The organism is Rhizobium sp. RAF56 (genome assembly GCF_052113965.1).
Lineage (GTDB): Bacteria > Pseudomonadota > Alphaproteobacteria > Rhizobiales > Rhizobiaceae > Rhizobium.
Map to the genome: position 1 here is coordinate 1 of NZ_JBFRDU010000136.1, position 613 is coordinate 613.

Genomic DNA, 613 nt, shown 5'->3' on the forward strand with positions numbered 1-613 from the left:
GACTGTACTTTGCATCGCGATCGTCGCCCAGCTCGGACAGAAGCGCTATGTACCGTGGGCCTACTGGAGCGCGGTCGTGCTCATCAGCGTTGTCGGCACGCTCGTCACCGACAATCTAACGGACAATCTTGGCGTGCCGCTTGAAGTGTCGACCGTCATCTTCGTGATCGCCCTCGCGGCCACCTTCGCGGCCTGGTACGCCCTTGAGGGAACGCTTTCGATCCACACCATCTTCACGAACCGGCGAGAAACCTTCTACTGGCTGGCGATCCTGTTTACCTTCGCTCTGGGAACGGCCGCCGGCGATCTTGTGGCCGAGAGGTTCGACATCGGATACCTGGCGACCGCCGGTCTGTTCCTCGGTGTGATCGCACTCGTTGCGGGCGCCTACTACTTCCTGTCCCTGAACAGCATCCTCGCCTTTTGGCTGGCCTATATCTTCACACGGCCTCTGGGAGCCTCGTTCGGCGACCTGCTTGCCCAGCCGTCGGAGTATGGCGGCTTGGGTTTCGGGACGATCTATACAAGCTTCGCGTTTCTTGGCGTCATCGTTCTGACTGTAATCTATATGACAATAGAGGCTGGTCATCGACGTGAAGAAACGTCCAGCCAG

General features: G+C 58.9%; 1 protein-coding gene. It reads left to right on the forward strand.

Annotated elements, in window-relative coordinates; all coding sequences use genetic code 11:
- Positions 1–613: COG4705 family protein (locus AB4048_RS28940; protein WP_442205366.1), on the forward strand; the 613-nt coding region annotated here is incomplete at both ends.